Genomic DNA, 18534 nt, shown 5'->3' on the forward strand with positions numbered 1-18534 from the left:
CGCTCGGTGCGCCATCAGGGACTCGAACCCCGAACCCGCTGATTAAGAGTCAGCTGCTCTGCCAATTGAGCTAATGGCGCTTGTACTTCCGGCCTCGCGGCCTTCCGTGGTGCGAGAGAAACAGTAACAGCCGTGAGCCCGGATCACGAAATCGCCTGGTCACCGTTTGTGTCGCCGTCCAACTCGAGAGGTTCGTGATGTGACACCCTCCGGTGTTTCGATATGGAACGCGGGCACCCTGGCAGGCATACTGGTGTAGACATCCCCCGGTCGTGGCCACGTCCGGGCGGAAGAGACAGCTGGAAGGGGCCATCAGTGAACCTGCGGACAACGGATCGGACGGCGCGGCGAGCGACCGGGGCCCGGTCGAAGGCCCGTCTCGGTCTGGCCGCGGTGTTCACCGGCGCACTGGTCCTCACCGGCTGCACCATCGGCGACGGCACGGTGGAAGACACCCCCGTGGCCGAGGCGCCGGCGGATCCGGCCGCGGTGATCGACCTGTCGGTCGCGGACGGCGCCACCGACGCAAACCCCGCCGAGCCGATCGTCCTCACCGCCGAGGGTGGCAAGCTCGACTCCGTCGTGGTGCGCAACCCCGAGGGCGTGCAGGTGCAGGGCGAGTTCAACCCGGAGTTCACCGAGTGGCGCACGACCGAGGAGCTCGGGTACGGCCGGCAGTACACGGTGGAGTCCACCGCCACTGACGAAGCCGGGCTCGTGACGCGTAAGAACGCCACGTTCACCACGCTGACGCCGAACATCATGACGGCCGCCTACCTGACCACGGGTGAGGGGTCCGTGGTGGGGATCGGCCAGCCCGTCGCGGTGATGTTCGACGAGCCCATCGCGGACCGCCGCGCGGCGCAGGAGAACATCCACATCACCACCGAGCCGGCGGTCGAGGGCGCGTTCTACTGGGTCTCCGACCAGGAGGTCCGTTGGCGCCCCGCCGAGTACTGGGCGCCCGGAACCAAGATCGACGTCCACGTGGACATCTACGGCGAGGATCTCGGCGGCGGGATGTACGGGCAGCAGGACGCCCACAGCAACTTCGAGATCGGCGACGCCGTGATCTCCCGGGTGGACGACTCGACCAAGATGATCACCGTCGAGCGCAACGGCGAGGTCATCAAGACCATGCCCACCTCGATGGGCAAGGACGCCACCCCGACGCCCAACGGCACCTACGTGATCGGCGAGAAGCACGCCTCGATGATCATGGACTCGTCCACGTACGGCGTGGCGGTGGACTCGGCGGAGGGCTACCGGACGCCGGTGCAGTACGCCACGCGGATGTCGTACAGCGGGATCTTCGTCCACGCCGCGCCGTGGTCGGTGTGGGCGCAGGGCAGCCAGAACACCAGCCACGGCTGCCTCAACGTCACCACGGCGGACGCCAAGTGGTTCTACGACAATGCCAAGCGCGGTGACATCTTTGAGGTCACCGGGACCGTCGGCCCCACGCTGCCCGGCTGGGACGGCCTCGGTGACTGGAACGTCCCGTGGGAGACCTGGAAGGCCGGCAACGCCGACCGCGGCGCCTGAGCCCCGGGTGACTAGGACGACGACCGGGACGACGACGAGGTCGTCGTCTGCTCGCGCTCGGCGGCGGCCCGGAACAGCGCACGGCCGGGTGCAGCGGTGATGCCGTGCGCCACGGTGCTCGCCACCACGACCAGTGTCCCGGCACCGAGGAGTATCGGATCCGCACCGGCCCGCGAGGCCTCCTCGGTCAGATAGAACATCGCTGCCACCCCGACGGGGCCGAACCAGCCGAGGTAGGCGGCCCCGCGCACCTTCAGGCCGAGTGGCTTCATCAGGGCGAACAGCAGCGGTGGGCGACGCAGCAGCAGGACGCCGGCCGTGAGCCACACGGCGCCCCAGCCGAGCTCCGCCCAGGCGGTCCACGGGATCATCGCGCCCAGGGCGAGGAAGAACGGCAGGACGGCGAACTGGTTGACCGCCTCGTCGATCTCCACCTCCGTCTTGCGTTCGCTACCGGAGCTCGCGAGGTTGAACGCCAGCCCGGCGACGAAGGACGCGAACACCCCGTTGGCCTCGAGGAGACCCGACACGCCGAGGACGAGGATCGACAGCAGCAGGGTGTACATGAGCATGGCCCCCTTCTCGGTGTCGTGGTGTCGTTCCGAGAAGTGGAGGGCCTTCGCGGCGGCGACTCCTCCGACGGCGCCCACAGCGAGGGCTGCTCCGATCTGCCAGAGGGCTTCCGTGGCGGCCTGACCGGCGGTGAGGGGGGTGGCCACGGCGAGCGCGACCAGGACGAGGGGCAGCGCGAGGCCGTCGTTGGCCCCGGACTCCAGGGACAGCAGCTGGCGGTCGTGTTCGGGTAGGTCCTCCTCGGCGGCGTCGCCGGTGACGGCGGCGGAGGCCAGGACGGGGTCAGTGGGGCAGATGGCGGTGCCGAACAGCAGAGCGAGGGCGAACGGTATGCCCAGAGCCCACATGGCCAGGCCCGTCGAGATCAGTGCCATCGCGGGCAGGACCACCACCAGCAGGAGCGCCAGACGCCGCCAGTGCTCGCGGATGGCGGAGAACGGGTAGCGCAGGGCCACACCCATCACCGAGACGGCGAGGAGGATCTCCGCTCCGTTGTGGAGGGTCGACTGCTCGGCGAGGATGTCGGGCACGTCCAACACACCGAGGACTGCGGGCCCCAGGATGACGCCGCCGGCGAGTGCGATCAGCGGCTCGGACACGGGCCAGCGCGTCATCCGCGCGGAGAGGGCGACGATCACCACCCCGAGAGCGCCCACGGCCGCGAGCAACAGATCGAGTGTGGGCAACGGTCCCTCCTTGCGTCGGTCGGTCATCCGCACCATAGGAAAGGCCGCCGGGGCGCGCATCCGGGTCCCGCGTCCGGACCCTCCGCCTCGGCCGGCGGCGCGCGTGCGACAGTGACCCCATGACCGCCGAACGCGAGATCACTCGACCCGTCGACCTGGCCCACGGCCGGAGGCTCAACCCGGACGCCGTGGGCTGGTCCCGGCGCCCCCTGCATCGCACTCACATCGCCGGCTGGGGGCGGACCAAGCGCTGGGAGTACTGGGGGATCGTCACCGACCGGTTCGTGGTCGGTCTGACGGTCGCCGGGCTGGACTATCTGGCCAACTGCGCGGTCTACGTCCTGGATCGGCACACGGGGCGGGAGGAGAGCCGCAGCGGGATCAGGCCGCTCCACCGGCCGCCGTTCGGTGAGGAACCGGGGGACGGCGCCCTGCGCGGATCGGCCGGCGTGGGTGGGGGTCGGGTGTCCATCGAGGTCGACGACGACGAGGACGCCACCTCCATCCGTGTGCAGGCGCGCGGTGTGCGGGTCCAGCTCGAGTTCAGCCGCCCGGGGCACGACAGCCTCGCGGTGGTGGTCCCGTGGAGTGAGAGGCGGTTCCAGTACACCCTCAAGGATCTGGCCAATCCCGTCACCGGGTCGGTGACCGTCGACGGCACGACGCATGACCTCGGGGCCGGCTGGGCGGTCCTCGACCGCGGGCGGGGTCGTTGGCGGTACGCGACCACCTGGAACTGGGGCGCGGGTAGCGGCGTGGTGGGCGGCTCGACGCGGGCTGTCCAGGTGGGCGGCACGTGGACCGACGGCACCGGGTCGACCGAGAACGGGATCCTCGTCGACGGCCGCATGCACAAGATCGGCGACGACCTGCAGTGGACCTATGACGTGTCGGACCCGGCCGGGCCGTGGCGGGTGCGGGGCGAGCGGTTGGATGCCACGCTCACGCCGTTTCATATGCGCCGCGATATCACCGAGCTCGGGGTGTTGGCGGTGAAGACGCATCAGGCGTTCGGCACGTGGCACGGAACCGGCGTGCTCGACGACGGCACGGAGGTCTCGCTCGACGGGCTGGTGGGCTGGGCGGAGCAGTCCCGCAACCGCTGGTAGGGCCGCAGATGCGAATGGCGGGTGACCCGCACCGGAGTGCGCATCACCCGCCATCGCGGTCGGGGTGGCTGACGGGACTCGAACCCGCGACAACCAGAATCACAATCTGGTGCTCTACCAGCTGAACTACAGCCACCACCGCTGCCCTCGCGGACAGCGCTGACGACTTTACCCTCTAGGTGGTCTCGCCGGGAAATCCGCAGGTGAGGCTACTCGACCGCGGGCAGCTCGGCGGCGGCCTTCTTGACCTCGTCGCTGGTCGGCCCGGGCTGCGGGACGAACGCGGTGGCCCGGTAGTACTGCAGCTCGCGGATCGACTCCTTGATGTCCGCCAGGGCCCGGTGGGACATGCCCTTCTCGGGCTGGCCGAAGTAGATGCGGGGGTACCACCGGCGGCACAGTTCCTTGATGGAGCTGACGTCGATCATCCGGTAGTGCAGGTAGGAGTTGAGCTCGGGCATATCGCGGGCGAGGAAGCCGCGGTCGGTGCCGATCGAGTTGCCCGCCAGGGGAGCGGACCCGGCCACCGGCACCCACGCCCGTACGTAGTCCAGGACGGCCTTCTCGGCTTCGGCCACCGTCACCGTCGACCTGCGGATCTCCTCGGTCAGGCCGGAGGAGGCGTGCATGTCCCGCACCACCGGCACCATGGCGTCGAGCGCGGCGTCGGAGGCGTGGATGACGATGTCGACGCCCTCGCCCAGCACGTTGAGGTCGGAGTCGGTGACCAGCGCCGCGATCTCCACCAACTTGTCGTTCGTGGTGTCGAGGCCGGTCATCTCGCAGTCGATCCAGACGATGCGGTCGTTCTTGGATTCCTGGTGGGGCGTCGGTGACGACGACGGGGCAGCGGTCTCGGCGGAGGTCGACTCGGGCATCGTTCGACTATATCGCCGCAGGACGGCCCGGCTGCTGTCGGCCGATCAGGCCCCGCCCTGCTGTCCCTCGCCGAGCTTGGCGTAGAACCTGCCCACGATCGGCGCCATGATCCCGCGCGGGACGTAGTTCCCGGCCACGGACATGGCCTGGCTCAGCGGGCCGGGCACCACGCGCATCTTGTTGCGGGCCAGCGCATCCAGCGAGACGCGGGCGGTGTACTCGGTGTCGACCCACAGGCGGTCGGGGACCAGGCGGTCGACGAAGGTCTTGTCCTCCTCGGCGATCTCCTCGGTGCGCACCGGACCGGGCGCGAGGAGGGTCACGTTGACGCCGGAGCCGATGAGTTCACCCCGTAGGGACTCGGAGAAGGTGTTGAGGAACGCCTTGGTGCCGGCGTAGGTGGCGTTGTTCGGGATCGGCATGTTCCCGGCCGCCGATCCGACGTTGAGGATCGCTCCCGATCGCCGTTCGACCATGCCGGGCAGGACCGCCAGGACCAGGTCGTGGCAGGCCACCGCGTTGACCTGCATCTGCTGCTTCTCGTACGCGGGGTCCAGCGACGCCACGGGTCCGAACGTGGCGATGCCGGCGTTGTTGCAGAGGACCGAGATCTCCCGCGTGGCCAGCTCGTCGAGCAGGGGCTGGCGCTCGGCGGGGCTGCCGAGGTCGCAGGGGCGGACGTCGACGCTCACGCCGTACTCGCTCTCGAGCCGCGTCTTGAGGGTCTGCAGGATTCCCTCGCTCCGGGCGACCACGATGAGCGAATGTCCACGCCGTGCGAGTTCGGTGGCCAGCGCCATGCCGATCCCGGAGGAGGCGCCGGTGACGACTGCTCGGTTCGACGTGGTGGGAGTGGGCAGGGACATGGGGCTCCTCGGGGCTTCGGGCTGGCGGACCGAGGCTGAGCGTACCGGCCGGAGCTCGGGACGCGGCCCCCGGCGAACGTCATTCGCCGGGGGCCGCCGGAGGGCTGGACGGGAGCGGGGGGGGGTCAGCTCCCGAGCGAGCCCATGCTGAGCGATCCACCGCCGCCGGCCGGATAGCGTGACGGGTGTGAACCAGTCGAACCGCCCCGAAACGTCCTCACCTGCGTCCACGGTCCCGACGGCACCCTCGGCGGCCGCGACGCGCACGCCTCGCGGCCGGATCGTGGCCTGGGGGATGTGGGACTGGGGGTCGGCGGCGTTCAACGCGGTGATCGTGACCTTCGTCTTCTCCGTCTATCTCACCGACTCGGTGGGCGCGGACCTCGACGGACCGCTGTCGGCCGCGACGTGGCTGTCGATTTCCGTCGCCGTCGCCGGGCTGGTCATCGCGCTCACCGCGCCGGTGATGGGGCAGCGCGCCGACCGCGGCGGTCGGCGTCGACGGTCGCTCGCGATCTGGACCTACGCGACGGTGCTGCTCACCGCGCTGATGTTCCTCGTCGACGCGGACGCCCCGTACCCGTGGTTCTTCATCGGGCTCGCCCTGCTGGCGATCGGATCGATCACCTTCGAGTTCGCCGAAGTGTCGTACTTCGCGATGCTGCGCCAGGTCTCGACCCCCGCCACGGTCGGCCGGGTGTCCGGCTTCGGCTGGGCGATGGGCTACTTCGGCGGGATCTTCCTGCTGCTCGGGGCGTTCCTCGGCTTCATCGCCGGCGAAGGCCCCGACCGCGGGCTGCTCGGCGTCACCGCCGACGGCGGCATGAACGTGCGCCTGGTGTGTCTGCTCGCCGCCGTGTGGTTCGCGACCTTCGCGCTACCGGTGCTGCGGTCGGTGCCGGAGCACCGCCCGGCCGCTGCCCGTGGGGCCGCCGGTGAGGTCGACGACGACGAGCCCGGCTTCCTCGCGTCGTACCGCATCCTCTGGGTCGATCTGAAGCGCCTGTGGCGGCGGGATCCGCGCACCGTGAAGTTCCTCGTCGCGAGCGCGATCTTCCGGGACGGCCTGGCCGGGGTGTTCACCTTCGGGGCGATCCTGGCCGTGACGGTCTACGGGTTGGCGCCCGGGGACGTCCTCATCTTCGGCGTAGCCGCCAACGTGGTGGCGGCGCTGGGGGCGGCGGCCGCGGGCCTTGTCGACGACAAGGTCGGCCCCAAGGCGGTGATCATCGGCTCGCTGGTGGCGATGATCGCGACCATGACCGTCCTGCTGTTCGTCGACGGCCCCGCGATGTTCTGGGTCTTCGGGCTGCTCATGTGCCTGTTCGTGGGGCCCGCGCAGTCGGCGTCGCGGTCGTTCCTGGCCAGGCTGGCCCCGGCGGGCAGCGATGGTCAGATGTTCGGCCTCTACGCCACCACCGGCCGCGCGGTCTCGTTCCTCGCCCCCGCCCTGTTCGGGCTGTTCACGTGGGCGTTCGCGACGGATCGCGCGGGCATCGCGGGCATCGGCCTGGTGTTGCTGGTGGGCCTGCTCCTGCTGTTGCCGGTGCGGACGCCGACCCGCGACGAGGCGGCCGGTAGCTGGGCGGACGTTCGGTAAACCCTGAACCCGCTGATTAAGAGTCCGGCCCGCCGCGTCTGCGACCGCGCGCTACCCCGGCGTCCCGGGAGGGTCGCCCCGGGCTCGCCGGTCAGAGCTCGTCGGCCTCGAGGAGTTCGAGGACGGCCGCGGCGTCATCGACGATCGTGGAAAAGCCCGCCTCGGTGAGCTCGGCGTCGCCGATCCCTCCCGTGCGCACCGCCACCGAGCGGATGCCCAGCTTGGCCGCGGCGATCGCGTCCCAGGTCGCGTCGCCCACCATGATGGCGTTCTCGGCGTCGACGCCGGAGCGCTCCAGGGCGATCGCCACGATGGTCGGATCCGGCTTGGCCTGGTCGACGTCCTCGCCGGTGGTCACGGCGTCCAGGTGGTCGTCCACGTCGAGCAACTCGCGCGCCTGCTCGAACTCCGACGGCGCCGCCGAGGTCGCGAGCACGGTGATCCAGCCGCGTTCCTTGGCTCCGCGGACGAGCTCACGGCCACCGCGGAGCAGCCTCAGGGGCGCCTCGGCGTAATACTCGGTGTGCAGGTCCTTGGCCCGGCTCGCCATGTCATCGCGCTCGTCGTCGTCGTCGACACCGGCGAGTTCCAGGAGTTCGGACACCAGCGTGGATCCGTCCTTGCCGATCCGTTTGTGGACCTCTACGTAGGGAACCGGCGCCCCGGCTTCCGCCAGTGCCCGGTACCAGGTCGCGACGTGGACGTAGGTCGAGTCGATCAGCGTGCCGTCGACGTCGAGAAGAAGTGCGCGCTCGGAACTCATGCCCCCGAAGGTGCCCGTCTCGCCGCGCGGCGGCAACCGCACACGTGTGTCCTCGGGCACGCCGGGGGCGTCATTCACCGGCGCTCGGCCGCGTCGACCGGTGGCGCTCGCCGTCGCTCGCGCGCACGATCGATTGGCATGACGCGCTTCGGATACACACTCATGACCGAACAGTCGGGCCCCAAGGAACTCGTGCGCTACGCCGCCAAGGCCGAGCAGGCGGGGTTCGACTTCGAGGTGGCCTCCGACCACTACTTCCCGTGGCTGAGCTCGCAGGGACACGCGCCGTACGTGTGGAGCGTGCTCGGTGCGGTCGCGCACGTCACCGAACGGGTCGACCTGTGCACCTACGTCACCTGCCCGATCCTGCGGTACCACCCGGCCGTCGTGGCGCAGAAGGCCGCGACCGTGCAGATCATGTCCGACGGCCGGTTCATGCTCGGCATCGGCGCTGGCGAGAACCTCAACGAACACGTCGTCGGCCAACGCTGGCCATCCGTCGACGAGCGGCACGAGATGACCGTCGAGGCGCTGGAGATCATCCGCGAGCTCTTCGACGGAGGCCTCGTCACCTACTCCGGCGAGCACTTCCGCGTGGACTCCGCCCGCCTGTGGGATCTGCCCGAGAAGCGGGTTCCTATCGGCGTGGCCGCCGGGGGCGAGAAGGCGCTCGCGCACCTCGGCCCGCTGGGCGACCACCTCATTGCGACCGAGCCCGAGAGCAGCTACATCGAGAAGTGGAACGCCCTGGACGGGCAGACGCGGATCGGTGACGGTGCCCGCGCGATCGCGCAGATCCCCATCAGCTGGGACCCCGAGTCCGAGAAGGCCGCCGTCGAGCGCGCGCACGACCAATTCCGCTGGTTCGCCGGCGGCTGGGCCATGAACTCCGACCTGCCCACCACCGCCGGGTTCGCCGCCGCCACCCAGTTCGTGCGGCCCGAGGACGTGGGGGAGCAGCTCGCCTGCGGTCCCGACCTCGACGCGATCGTGGAGAAGGTCCGGCCCTACTGGGAAGCCGGATACACGGACATCGCGCTCATCCAGATCGGCGACTCCACGCTCGACCGGTTCCTCGAGGAGGCGGCGGAGCCGCTGCTCGCCCGGCTGCGGGAGGCCGCGGGCTGAGCGGACAGATCGTGTCGGACCCCACGCCTACCGTCGCGCCCTATGGGGGAGTTGAACAGGACCGAGGAAGGGGACGCTCGTGGCTACACTGAAAGGCATGAAAGCAAGCCGGAGCGCCTTCACCGCGGGGATGCGGGGGTTGGATCGGATGACATCGACCCCGACGTCTCGGATTCGCCGGGCCCGGATCGCCGAGGAGTCCCAGCCCAGCGCAGAGGCGAGGTTCTCTCAGGTCCGGAACAAGATCCGAGGGCGAGTGGACCGCAGGCTGGCGTAGTTCGCGAGGAGTCGCAGCTTCTGTCAGCGTCATGGTCGGGTCTACTGCCGCACCCCCCCCACAGGAGTAGCGCTTCTGCTGCTGTTCACGGCACTCTCAGTGGCCTTCTTCGCGTCGGGTAACCCGCTCGCCGGCGGCTTCTTCCTCACCCCTCCGATACTCGGGCTGGTGAAAGTGATGTGGCCGGGCCGTGGCGCTGGGCCCGGGCGTGGCCCGGAGTCTTCTCCTGCGCCGAACGGCGACGAGGCGTAGGCGGACCACCTCACAGGCGACCGGAACGACACGATCGTCCGTAGTCGTCGAGAAGAGCTTTTCGCCCGTATCTGTCGAGTGGCGGCGTGCGAAAAGCTCTGCTCGATGGGTGAAGCCCCGGATCCCGACGCACTGGGCGCCCCCGAGAGGATTCGAACCCCTGACCAGCCGGGTAGAAACCGGATGCTCTATCCACTGAGCTACGGAGGCCTGCGACACACCGCGAGGGCGTCGCCGGGTGAATGGTAGCCGATCCGGGGGGTGGTCCCGGCACCGGCGAATCGGCCCGGGGGCGCCCGGGTTCTTACGATGGTGGTCATGACGTCGTCGAAGACCGCTCCAGCCACCACCGGGCGGCTCGGAACCCGCAGTATCGTCCTGCTCGTCCTGCTCCTCGCGGCGGTGGCGGCCGCGGTGGTCATCCCGCTCTCCGCGCTGTCGCGGGACGTCGCGCTGGAGCTGGTGGGCGTGCCCGACCCGGGCGTTCTCACCACGGCCGGGCTGCCGGCGCTGCGGTCCATCGGCGAACTGCTCGCGTCGGTGGCGGTGGGTGCCGCCCTGTTCGCGGCGTTCTTCACTCCGCCGCAGAAGGACAAGACGCTCGATGTGGACGGCTACCGCATGCAGCAGATCTCGTCCTGGGCCAACATCGCCTGGGCGGTCGCGGCGGCGCTGCTCATCCCGCTGACCCTCTCCGACGTCTCCGGGCGCACGTTCTTCCAGTCGCTGCCGCCGGACCAGTGGCTGGTGGCGATCAACCAGATCGACGTGGCGTCCTCGTGGCGGTGGGCCGCGATCATCGCGCTCGTCGCCGGGATCGGGCAGCGACTTACGCTGAGCTGGCGCTGGTCGGTCATCTGGCTCGCCGTCACCGCGCTCTCGCTGCTACCGGTGGCGGCCACGGGCCACGCCTCGGGTAGCACCGCGCACGACATCGCCACCAACTCGCTGATCATCCACCTGTTCAGTGCCGCGTTCTACATCGGCGGGCTCGTCGCGGTGATCGCCCACACGTGGGTCGGCGGCACGCGGGTGGCCCTGGCCCTGCGTCGCTACTCGGCGGTGGCGACGGTGGCGATCATCGCGCTGGGCCTGTCGGGCGTGATCAACGCGATCGTGCGCCTGCACCCCGCCGACCTGTTCACCTCCACCTACGGGCTGCTGGTGGTGTGCAAGGCGCTCGTGCTGTGCCTGCTCGCCCTGTTCGGCCTGGCGGTGCGCCGCCGGGTCATCAACCGGATCGAGTCCAAGGGCGCCAACGCCCCGGTGGACCGCGCGACGATGCTGCGGATCATCCTCACCGAGTCCGTCATCATGGCGGGCACCATCGGACTGTCCGTGTCACTGGGTCGAACCCCGCCGCCGGCGCCGCTGTACGTGCCCACCCGCCAGGAGGCGCTGCTCGGCTTCGAGCTGCCCGGCCCATTTGGATTCGGCACCGTGTTCGGCACGTGGCGCTTCGACCTGGTGTTGGGCCTGGCCGCGGTAATCCTGCTGGGCCTGTACCTGTGGGGGCTGTTCAGCCTGCGCCGGCGCGGTGACTCGTGGCCGGCCGGCCGCACCGCCTTCTGGGTGTCCGGCTGCGTGATCCTCTTCCTCACGACCAGTTCGGGCATGGGGATGTTCATGATGGCCGACTTCGCCAGCCACATGGTGGGCCACATGATCATCTCGATGCTCGTGCCGGTCCTGCTCGCGCTGGGCGGCCCGTTCACGCTCGCGCTACGGGCGCTGCCGGCGGCCGGTCGGGGCAACCCGCCGGGGCCGCGCGAGTGGCTGGTCGAGTTCATCAACAGCCCGATCTCGCGATTCCTCACCCACCCCATCGTCGCGTCGGTGCAGTTCGTGGCCGGCTTCTACATCATCTACTTCGGCGGGTTCTACGAGACGCTGGCCTCCGAGCACCTGGGCCACATGTTCATGAACGTCCACTTCCTCATCAGTGGCTACCTGTTCTACTGGGTGATCATCGGCGTGGACGCGGCACCGCGGCACTTCTCGCCGATGTACAAGCTCATGGTGCTGCTCTCCTCGCTCCCGTTCCACGCGTTCTTCGGCATCCTGCTCATGAACTACCCCACGGTGCTGGCGGAGGGTTGGTACTCGGGCATCGGCCTGCCGTGGATCCCGGACCTGTTGCAGAGTCAGCGGGTCGGCGGCGGCGTCGCCTGGGCGATGGGGGAGATCCCGTTGGTGATCGTCATGCTGGCCCTGGCGTGGCAGTGGTACCAGAGCGACATGCGCGAGGCGCGGCGCGGGGAGCGGCAGGCCGACCGGGACGACGACGCCGAGCTCAGGGCCTATAACGAGATGCTCGCCGAGATGTCTCGCGCGGACCGCCGGCGCTGAGGTCGCGCACCTCGTCGTCGTCGCACCCCTCCTCTCCACACCCCGCCCCCTCTCCACAGGGTGACCACCGCGCGCGGTGGGGACCAGGGGTGACGACGACGAGGTGCGGCACTCTGCAGGGCACGAGGCCGGCGCACGGTCGGCCGAGCGTGACAGGAGTGAGCCCATGAACGAAGCCCAGACCACAGTCCGCGGAACCGTGATCACCAACCCCACCACCCGGCGCGTCGGCGACGACCAGGTGTTCTCCTTCCGGGTCGCCAGCAACACCCGCTACCAGGACCGGACGTCGGGGGAGTGGAAGACCGGCGGCACGCTGTACTTCTCGGCCAACTGCTGGGGCCGGCTCGCGCAGCGGGCGTCCGGGTCGATCTGCAAGGGCGACGGCGTGATCGTCCACGGCCGGTTGCTCACCAACGAGTACGAGCGCGACGGTCACCTCATGCGCGATCTGGAGATGCGGGTCAGCGCGCTGGGCCCGGACCTGTCCCGAATGGACGTCACCGTGCGCCGGGCCAAGCCGGACGCGCCCGGGGAGGGGGCGACCGACGGCGGCGAGCCGGGTCTGCGCGGCCTGTCCGAGGAGGACGAGGACGCGATGGAGATCGGGTCGCACGACCTCGACGCGGCGGGGGCGGTACCGGCCGGCGACGGCGAGTTCGTGGGGGTCGCCGGCGGGTAGACGCACCGGGGGAGGGGGCGGCGTCCGCCGGGGACGCCGGGGCCGCGGGCGGACACGTAACATGGGGGTCGTGCCCGCGGCCCGCCGCGGTGATGTGACCTATTTGTGCAGGTGAGAGGGTAGAATGGCCGAGTTCATATACACCATGAAGAAGGTTCGTAAGGCGCACGGGGACAAGGTGATCCTCGACGACGTCACGATGGCCTTCTACCCCGGTGCGAAGATCGGCGTGGTCGGCCCCAACGGCGCCGGTAAGTCCTCGATCCTCAAGATCATGGCCGGCCTGGACCAGCCGTCCAACGGCGAGGCATTCCTCGACCCCGAGGCCACGGTCGGGATCCTCCTGCAGGAGCCCGAGCTCGACCCGGACAAGACCGTCAAGGAGAACGTCGAGGACGGCCTCGGCGAGACCATGGTCAAGCTGCGGCGGTACAACGAGGTCGCCGAGGAGATGGCGACCAACTACACCGATGAGCTCATGGAGGAGATGGGCGTCCTCCAGGAGTACCTGGACGCGGTCGACGCCTGGGAGGTCGACTCGCAGATCGAGCAGGCGATGGACGCGCTCCGCTGCCCGCCGGGTGACGCGCCGGTCACCAACCTGTCCGGTGGCGAGATCCGCCGCGTCGCGCTGTGCAAGCTGCTGCTGAGCAAGCCCGACCTGCTGCTGCTCGACGAGCCCACCAACCACCTCGACGCCGAGAGCGTGCTGTGGCTCGAGCAGCACCTCGCCAGCTACCCCGGCGCCGTCATGGCCGTCACGCACGACCGGTACTTCCTCGACCACGTCGCCCAGTGGATCTGTGAGGTCGACCGCGGCAAGCTGCACCCCTACGAGGGCAACTACTCCACCTACCTGGAGAAGAAGGCCGAGCGGCTCGAGGTCCAGGGCAAGAAGGACCAGAAGCTGCAGAAGCGCCTCAAGGCCGAGCTCGAGTGGGTGCGCTCCGGCGCCAAGGCCCGCCAGTCCAAGTCCAAGGCCCGACTGGCCAAGTACGAGGAGATGGCGGCCGAGGCCGAGAAGCACAGGAAGCTGGACTTCGAGGAGATCCAGATCCCGACCCCGCCGCGCCTCGGCAACGTGGTGGTCGAGGTCAACGACCTCCAGAAGGGCTTCGACGACCGGATCCTCATCAAGGACCTGTCCTTCACGCTGCCCCGCAACGGCATCGTCGGCGTGATCGGCCCCAACGGTGTCGGTAAGACGACGCTGTTCAAGACCATCGTCGGACTGGAGGAGCCGGACGCCGGCAGCGTCCGGATCGGCGACACCGTCAAACTCAGCTACGTCGACCAGAACCGCGCCAACATCGACCCCGAGAAGTCGGTGTGGGAAGTGGTCTCCGACGGCCTGGACTTCATCGAGGTCGGCCAGAACGAGATGCCCTCGCGCGCCTACCTCAGCGCGTTCGGCTTCAAGGGCCCGGACCAGCAGAAGAAGGCCGGAGTCCTCTCCGGTGGTGAGCGCAACCGCCTCAACCTGGCGCTGACCCTCAAGGTCGGCGGTAACCTCATCCTGCTGGACGAGCCCACCAACGACCTCGACACCGAGACCCTCGGCAGCCTGGAGAACGCCCTCGAGGAGTTCCCCGGTTGCGCCGTGGTCATCTCGCACGACCGGTGGTTCCTCGACCGGACCTGTACCCACATCCTCGCCTGGGAGGGCAACGTAGCCGAGGGCCAGTGGTACTGGTACGAGGGCAACTTCGAGGGCTACGAGAAGAACAAGGTCGAGCGCCTCGGCCCCGACGCGGCCCGCCCGAGCCGGGTCACCCACCGCAAGCTCACCCGGGGCTGACGTCCATGGCGACACCGGCCACCCGCGACACGGGCACCGCTCCGGCTCCGGCCGAGAGCGGTGCGCCGGGCGCCGTGCACCGGGTCCGCATCCCGTTGCGCATCTCCGACTTCGTGGGCTCGCACGTCAACAACGTGCGGTTCCAGGAGTTCTCCCAGGACGCCCGGATAATGTTCTTCCGTGAGAAGTTCGACGTCCCGGGATCGCGGGTGCCGATCGCCCTGGCGCGGTGGATGGAGATCGATTTCCGTCGCACCATCGTCATGGGTGTGCCCGAGGTGTGGGTCGAAGTGCGGACACTGCGCGTCGGCCGCACCTCGTACACCATGCGGACCTCGATCGGCACGGAGTCCACGGGCCCCGAGCCGTGCGCGGTCGTCGACACCGTCATGGTGGTGACGGCGGCCGACGAGACCACTACGTTGGAGATCAATCCCGAGGAGCGCGCCGCGCTGCTCGGCCACCGGGAGGATGCGGGATGACGTCACGCGACGCGACGGACGCCGGGACGTTCCGCTGCACCCTGCAGGTGCGGTGGGCGGACTTCGATCAGTACGGGCACGTCAACAACATCAAGTACATCGAGTACGCCCAAGAGGCGCGGATCCTGTTCATCCGCAGCCGCTTCGGGCCGTTCGGCCTCGGGAACCTCCCGCAGGTGGTCCGCCGGACCGAGATCGACCACCTGCGGCCCGTCCTGCGGGACTCCACGACAGTGGACGTGGAGATCGAGGTCGAGCACGTCGGCACCACCTCGTACCAGATCCGGCAGACGATCTACGACGCCGCGGGCGAGGTCTGCTGCACGCTGCGGGTGGTCATGGTCGCCTATGACACCTCCACCTCGTCGGCGGTGGAGATCCCGTCCGGGGTCCGCAACGTGCTGGAGGCCGCCCGTCAGCCGGCCGCGATCACGGACCAGGGGACGGCCGGGTGACAGACCAACTCGTCTACGAGGCCGGCGGCCCGCTGGGCGTGTCGGGGGAGCCGGGACGTCGGGTGTTCACCTCGGCGATGCCCGTCCGCTGGTCGGACCAGGACCTCTACCGCCACGTCAACCACGCGCGGATGATCACCCTCATCGAGGAGGCGCGGATCCCGTGGCTCTTCTCCGAGGGGCTGCCGACCGCCACGCTCACCGCCGGCGCGGTGATGACCGACCTGGCGGTCAGGTACCGCGGCCAGATCCGCCACGCCGACGGGCCCATCCGTGTGCGGATGTGGTGCGAGAAGGTCGGCGGTGCTCTGTTCGTGGCGCGACACGAGGTCCGCGCGCGCACCACCCCGGACTCTGCGCCACCCGAGGTGGACTGCACCGCCACCATCGCCGCCTTCGACCTCGTCACCCAGCGACCCCGCCGGCTCACGCGCGACGAGCGCGGCTATCTCCTGGAGTTCCGGCACGAGGACGCGGCGTGACGGCGCCCGGGCCGATCCCGGCGCAGGGGGAGAGCGTGATCCGCATCCCGGATCCCGCCGACCGCGACGACCTGCGGACCCTCCTGCGTCGGCTCCTGCGGCTCGACGAGGCGGCCGTCGTCCGGCTCACCTCGAGCGGGGACCGGATGCGGGTGTGGGGCCGCACCCCCTTCGGCGCGCTCGTCGTCCGTGTCCTCGGCGGTTCGTGCCCCGGTGGCGACGTCGTCTGCGGCGCCGACCACCTGCTCACCGAGCTCGACGTCCTGCAGCGCGGCGACCTCGAGGGGCGCATCGACCCCGGCATGCCTCTGGTCTCCGCCTGGCAGGGGCTGCTGCCGCCCACGGACGGGTTCACCCGCGTCGAGGACGTGCCCGCGCAGGTGTTCCTCGACCTCACCGAGTCGGGGCGCGAGGCCGCGCGCGAGAACGCCGGCCCGGCCGGACTTCCGCCCTCGCTGCTCGACCAGGAGGCGCTGACCGTCCGCGCGGACACCGACCACCCCGTCGGCGTGGACATGCGCACGGTGTTCTCCGTGGTGATGTGCGGGTTCGTCCCGGAAAAGGCGGGCCGCGCCCCCGAGGGCGAGCCGGTCCGGGTGAGCGAACGCGGCGCCTGGCTGCGTCTGGACGCCCGCTACGGCACGGCGTTCCGCCGCACGGACGCCCTCACCCTCGAACCGCTGCGGTGACCTCCCCGGGGTTCTCGATCTCGTGGCCGGGGCGCGGACGCGTCCCGGCCCCCGCCGAGCAGGGGCCGCCCCCACGGATCGAGGCGGTCTTCCCCGGCGAGCACGCCGGCGCCGTCCTCGTCGGCGACGGAGCGCGGATCGCCGAGTCCGCGGACGCCCTGGCCGGGCACGACCTCGCGCCCGCCGGCGCCGCTCAGCTCGTCTACCTCGACCCGCCGTACAACCGCGGCGGTCGATTCGACTCCTACCACGACAACATGCCGCGCCTCGAGTGGCTCGACTACATCGAGAGCCGCCTCGTCGTCGCCCGCGATCTGCTCGCCGACACGGGGACCGTGTGGGTCCACCTCGACGACGCCGAGGCCCACCGCGTCCGCTGCCTGCTCGACGACGTCTTCGGCACCGACGCCTTCATCGCCGACCTCACGGTGGAAAGCAACCCCAAGGGCCGCCAGTTGGACCGGTTCTTCGCCGGGTCCCACGACCGACTCATGGTGTACGCCCGCGACCCGGAGCGGGTGCGGCTCGCCGGCGGCGTCGCCTCAGCGGTCGACCCCGCCGACTTCCCGCTCACAGACGGCGACGGCGTCAGCTTCAGGCTCCTGCCGCTGCGCAACACCAACAAGCGCTTCAACCCCCGCACCACGCCCACCATGACCTACCCGCTCTACGGCGATCCCGTGACCGGTGCCGTCTCCGTGGAGCCCGGCCCGGGCCTGGTCGAGATCCTCCCGGTGTTCGGCGACCTCACGCCGGCGGTGTGGCGCTGGTCGCGCGACCGGGCTCGCGAGCGGGTGGGGGACCTGGTGTGCCGCACCGTCCGGGGGCGCAGCGGCCCGCGCGTGGACGTGTACCAGCGCGACAGATTCGAGTCGGGCCGCATCAAGAAGCTCAAGACGATCTGGCTGGCCCAGGAGGTCGGCTCCACCGACACCGCCCGCGCCGAGCTGCGGGCGGCCGGGGTCGACGGGTTCCGCACGCCCAAGCCGGAGGCGCTGATGCGGCGGATCGTCGAGCTGGCCACCGAACCCGGCGAGTTGGTCGTGGATCTGTTCGCCGGATCGGGGACGACAGCGGTGGCCGCCCGCGGGCTGGGCCGACGGTGGGTGGTGGTCGAACGCAACCCCGACACCGTCCGCGACGTCCTGGTGCCGAGGCTCCGGGCCGGTGACTAGCGGAGCATGAGGCTGCCGCCGTCGACCATCATCGTCTGCCCTGTCATGTAGGACGCGTCGTCGCTGGCCAGGAAGACGGCGACCCGCCCGATGTCGGATTCGGGGTCGCCGAACCGCCGCATGGGGGTGCCCGCGAGCAGCTTCTTCTCGATCCCCGGGTTCGCCTCGATATACGCCTCGACGCCCTCGGTGAGTGCGAGCGGGGAGATGACGTTGACGTTGATCCCGCCGCGAGCCCACTCGTTGGCGGCCACCCGGCTGATCGCGCGGATCGCTTCCTTGGCGGCGGCGTAGGACGCCTGGGTGGGGCTGCCGTCGATCCCGGCGCCGGAGGCGAAGTTGATCACCGAGCCGTCCCGCTCCGCCAGGTGCGGGCGCGCGGCCTTCATGAGCCAGAACGTGGGGTAGAAGCCGGTGTTGAACGACAGGTCCATCATGTCGCCGGTGGTCTGCAACAGCGGGGCCTGACGGGAGGCGTGCGCGTTGTTGACCAGCACGTCGAGGTGGCCGAAGGCGTCGACAGCGGCGGCGACGATCTTCTCCGCGTTGGCCTCCACCGAGATGTCGGAGTTCAGGTACCGCACCGCGTCGCCGAGCTCGGCGGCGAGCGCCTCCCCGGCCTCGTCGTTGATGTCCACAACCAGGACGCGCGCGCCCTCGGCGACGAACGCGCGCGTGATGCCGCGGCCGATGCCGCCGGCCCCTCCGGTCACGATGGCCGTCTTACCGGAAAGTCGCATATCC

At 70.0% G+C, this 18534-nt stretch carries 17 protein-coding genes and 3 tRNA genes; 12 read left to right on the forward strand and 8 right to left on the reverse strand.

Going from position 1 to position 18534, the window contains the following annotated elements:
- Positions 1 to 7 precede the first annotated feature (7 nt).
- Positions 8 to 80, reverse strand: a tRNA-Lys gene (locus VYL96_RS05290).
- A 235-nt stretch (positions 81 to 315) separates the two neighbouring features.
- On the opposite strand from VYL96_RS05290, the gene VYL96_RS05295 reads away from it, so the two are divergent.
- The gene (locus VYL96_RS05295; protein ID WP_131884921.1) at positions 316 to 1545 is read left to right on the forward strand and encodes a L,D-transpeptidase; all 1230 of its coding nucleotides are present in this window, start codon (positions 316 to 318) and stop codon (positions 1543 to 1545) included.
- A gap of 11 nt (positions 1546 to 1556) precedes the next feature.
- Here the strand turns inward: VYL96_RS05295 and VYL96_RS05300 are convergent, their stop codons facing one another.
- Complete coding sequence (locus tag VYL96_RS05300) at positions 1557 to 2840, reverse strand: cation:proton antiporter domain-containing protein (RefSeq protein ID WP_131885002.1); 1284 nt, start codon at positions 2838 to 2840, stop codon at positions 1557 to 1559.
- 83 nt (positions 2841 to 2923) lie between these two features.
- Between VYL96_RS05300 and VYL96_RS05305 the strand changes: the two genes are divergently transcribed.
- The gene (locus tag VYL96_RS05305) at positions 2924 to 3913 is read left to right on the forward strand and encodes a DUF2804 domain-containing protein (RefSeq protein ID WP_063973989.1); all 990 of its coding nucleotides are present in this window, start codon (positions 2924 to 2926) and stop codon (positions 3911 to 3913) included.
- Between the two features lie 63 nt (positions 3914 to 3976).
- On the opposite strand, the gene VYL96_RS05310 is transcribed toward VYL96_RS05305, so the two are convergent.
- The 3 genes from VYL96_RS05310 to cmrA all read right to left on the reverse strand — a co-directional run bounded on the left by VYL96_RS05310 (position 3977) and on the right by cmrA (position 5658).
- A tRNA-His gene (locus VYL96_RS05310) sits at positions 3977 to 4049 on the reverse strand.
- Between the two features lie 73 nt (positions 4050 to 4122).
- Positions 4123 to 4791, reverse strand: a complete 669-nt coding sequence (gene orn, locus VYL96_RS05315) for an oligoribonuclease (RefSeq protein ID WP_007626700.1) — start codon at positions 4789 to 4791, stop codon at positions 4123 to 4125.
- 45 nt (positions 4792 to 4836) lie between these two features.
- On the reverse strand, positions 4837 to 5658 hold the full coding sequence (gene cmrA, locus VYL96_RS05320) for a mycolate reductase (RefSeq protein WP_063973990.1): 822 nt from the start codon (positions 5656 to 5658) through the stop codon (positions 4837 to 4839).
- Positions 5659 to 5953: 295 nt separating this feature from the next.
- On the opposite strand from cmrA, the gene VYL96_RS05325 reads away from it, so the two are divergent.
- On the forward strand, positions 5954 to 7258 hold the full coding sequence (locus VYL96_RS05325) for an MFS transporter (RefSeq protein WP_007626697.1): 1305 nt from the start codon (positions 5954 to 5956) through the stop codon (positions 7256 to 7258).
- A 91-nt stretch (positions 7259 to 7349) separates the two neighbouring features.
- Here the strand turns inward: VYL96_RS05325 and VYL96_RS05330 are convergent, their stop codons facing one another.
- Positions 7350 to 8081: an HAD family hydrolase gene (locus VYL96_RS05330; protein WP_329439396.1), complete on the reverse strand. Its 732-nt coding sequence runs from the start codon at positions 8079 to 8081 to the stop codon at positions 7350 to 7352.
- A gap of 78 nt (positions 8082 to 8159) precedes the next feature.
- On the opposite strand from VYL96_RS05330, the gene VYL96_RS05335 reads away from it, so the two are divergent.
- Complete coding sequence (locus VYL96_RS05335) at positions 8160 to 9149, forward strand: TIGR03557 family F420-dependent LLM class oxidoreductase (protein ID WP_063973991.1); 990 nt, start codon at positions 8160 to 8162, stop codon at positions 9147 to 9149.
- 666 nt (positions 9150 to 9815) lie between these two features.
- Here the strand turns inward: VYL96_RS05335 and VYL96_RS05340 are convergent.
- Positions 9816 to 9888, reverse strand: a tRNA-Arg gene (locus VYL96_RS05340).
- A 108-nt stretch (positions 9889 to 9996) separates the two neighbouring features.
- Between VYL96_RS05340 and VYL96_RS05345 the strand changes: the two genes are divergently transcribed.
- The 8 genes from VYL96_RS05345 to VYL96_RS05380 all read left to right on the forward strand — a co-directional run bounded on the left by VYL96_RS05345 (position 9997) and on the right by VYL96_RS05380 (position 17790).
- Positions 9997 to 12027 (forward strand): bifunctional copper resistance protein CopD/cytochrome c oxidase assembly protein, encoded by a 2031-nt coding sequence (locus VYL96_RS05345; protein ID WP_061230010.1) that lies wholly within the window; start codon positions 9997 to 9999, stop codon positions 12025 to 12027.
- Positions 12028 to 12193: 166 nt separating this feature from the next.
- Positions 12194 to 12709 carry a single-stranded DNA-binding protein gene (locus VYL96_RS05350; protein ID WP_063974005.1) on the forward strand — a complete coding sequence of 172 codons (516 nt, stop codon included), beginning with the start codon at positions 12194 to 12196 and terminating at the stop codon, positions 12707 to 12709.
- Positions 12710 to 12833: 124 nt separating this feature from the next.
- The gene (ettA, locus tag VYL96_RS05355) at positions 12834 to 14507 is read left to right on the forward strand and encodes an energy-dependent translational throttle protein EttA (protein ID WP_061228462.1); all 1674 of its coding nucleotides are present in this window, start codon (positions 12834 to 12836) and stop codon (positions 14505 to 14507) included.
- Positions 14508 to 14512: 5 nt separating this feature from the next.
- Entirely contained in the window at positions 14513 to 14989 is a 477-nt protein-coding gene (locus VYL96_RS05360) for an acyl-CoA thioesterase (protein ID WP_131884920.1), read from the forward strand.
- Complete coding sequence (locus VYL96_RS05365; RefSeq protein WP_007626689.1) at positions 14986 to 15444, forward strand: acyl-CoA thioesterase; 459 nt, start codon at positions 14986 to 14988, stop codon at positions 15442 to 15444. Before VYL96_RS05360 ends, VYL96_RS05365 begins: the two co-directional genes overlap by 4 nt.
- Positions 15441 to 15926 carry an acyl-CoA thioesterase gene (locus tag VYL96_RS05370; RefSeq protein WP_083961772.1) on the forward strand — a complete coding sequence of 162 codons (486 nt, stop codon included), beginning with the start codon at positions 15441 to 15443 and terminating at the stop codon, positions 15924 to 15926. The genes VYL96_RS05365 and VYL96_RS05370 overlap by 4 nt, the downstream gene beginning before the upstream one ends.
- A complete protein-coding gene (locus tag VYL96_RS05375) occupies positions 15923 to 16615 on the forward strand; it encodes a DUF8185 domain-containing protein (RefSeq protein ID WP_061917288.1) in 693 nt (230 codons plus the stop codon). The genes VYL96_RS05370 and VYL96_RS05375 overlap by 4 nt, the downstream gene beginning before the upstream one ends.
- Positions 16612 to 17790, forward strand: coding sequence for a site-specific DNA-methyltransferase (locus VYL96_RS05380; RefSeq protein ID WP_131884919.1), 1179 nt, complete (start codon positions 16612 to 16614; stop codon positions 17788 to 17790). Before VYL96_RS05375 ends, VYL96_RS05380 begins: the two co-directional genes overlap by 4 nt.
- Here VYL96_RS05380 and VYL96_RS05385 read toward each other — a convergent pair.
- Positions 17787 to 18530 (reverse strand): SDR family NAD(P)-dependent oxidoreductase, encoded by a 744-nt coding sequence (locus VYL96_RS05385; protein ID WP_131884918.1) that lies wholly within the window; start codon positions 18528 to 18530, stop codon positions 17787 to 17789. The two genes, VYL96_RS05380 and VYL96_RS05385, sit on opposite strands and share 4 nt — an antisense overlap.
- Positions 18531 to 18534: the final 4 nt, after the last annotated feature.

The organism is Dietzia maris (assembly GCF_036287335.1).
In the GTDB taxonomy this organism is placed as follows: Bacteria; Actinomycetota; Actinomycetes; order Mycobacteriales; family Mycobacteriaceae; genus Dietzia; species Dietzia cinnamea.

What these genes read in the sequence shown, in the direction of transcription:
- orn (WP_007626700.1), bottom strand. Translation starts at nt 4,791, where the DNA reads ATGCCCGAGTCGACCTCCGCCGAGACCGCTGCCCCGTCGTCGTCACCG.
- VYL96_RS05300 (WP_131885002.1), bottom strand. Translation starts at nt 2,840, where the DNA reads ATGGTGCGGATGACCGACCGACGCAAGGAGGGACCGTTGCCCACACTC.
- VYL96_RS05325 (WP_007626697.1), top strand. Translation starts at nt 5,954, where the DNA reads ATGTGGGACTGGGGGTCGGCGGCGTTCAACGCGGTGATCGTGACCTTC.
- VYL96_RS05350 (WP_063974005.1), top strand. Translation starts at nt 12,194, where the DNA reads ATGAACGAAGCCCAGACCACAGTCCGCGGAACCGTGATCACCAACCCC.
- VYL96_RS05335 (WP_063973991.1), top strand. Translation starts at nt 8,160, where the DNA reads ATGACGCGCTTCGGATACACACTCATGACCGAACAGTCGGGCCCCAAG.
- ettA (WP_061228462.1), top strand. Translation starts at nt 12,834, where the DNA reads ATGGCCGAGTTCATATACACCATGAAGAAGGTTCGTAAGGCGCACGGG.
- VYL96_RS05385 (WP_131884918.1), bottom strand. Translation starts at nt 18,530, where the DNA reads ATGCGACTTTCCGGTAAGACGGCCATCGTGACCGGAGGGGCCGGCGGC.
- VYL96_RS05360 (WP_131884920.1), top strand. Translation starts at nt 14,513, where the DNA reads ATGGCGACACCGGCCACCCGCGACACGGGCACCGCTCCGGCTCCGGCC.
- VYL96_RS05365 (WP_007626689.1), top strand. Translation starts at nt 14,986, where the DNA reads ATGACGTCACGCGACGCGACGGACGCCGGGACGTTCCGCTGCACCCTG.
- VYL96_RS05305 (WP_063973989.1), top strand. Translation starts at nt 2,924, where the DNA reads ATGACCGCCGAACGCGAGATCACTCGACCCGTCGACCTGGCCCACGGC.
- VYL96_RS05345 (WP_061230010.1), top strand. Translation starts at nt 9,997, where the DNA reads ATGACGTCGTCGAAGACCGCTCCAGCCACCACCGGGCGGCTCGGAACC.
- cmrA (WP_063973990.1), bottom strand. Translation starts at nt 5,658, where the DNA reads ATGTCCCTGCCCACTCCCACCACGTCGAACCGAGCAGTCGTCACCGGC.